This is a genomic window from Mesorhizobium sp. Mes31 (genome assembly GCF_024519675.1).
Classification (GTDB): Bacteria; Pseudomonadota; Alphaproteobacteria; order Rhizobiales; family Rhizobiaceae; genus Mesorhizobium.
On record NZ_JALJRL010000084.1, the window covers coordinates 1 to 259 of the forward strand.

A 259-nucleotide genomic window follows, 5' to 3' on the forward strand; every position below is an offset into this window, starting at 1 on the left:
TTTTGCCTGCGCCGATCTCTTCCTTCAGCCCGTCATAAAGATCGTCGTGCATCTGCTGCACCAACTCGTCGTCGGAAAGTTCTGAAAGGATGATCTCGTCGTCGGACATTTTGCCTGCGCCAATTGCCTGTCAGTGATTTACGGTCCGCCGGCACCTTTTGTCAGAGGTGCCGGCGGCGGTTGCCTGCAAAGCTCGGAAGCTAGATCAGGCGTCGAGCCAGACGTTCTGGAAGTCCATTTCGTAGGTCTGGTGCATTCC

Annotated in this window: 1 pseudogene; it reads right to left on the reverse strand. The window is 55.6% G+C overall.

Features of this window, described 5'->3' with window-relative positions:
* A pseudogene (locus NR193_RS33405) lies at positions 1-109 on the reverse strand (cobalamin-binding protein); the annotation flags it as partial.
* Positions 110-259 lie beyond the last annotated feature (150 nt).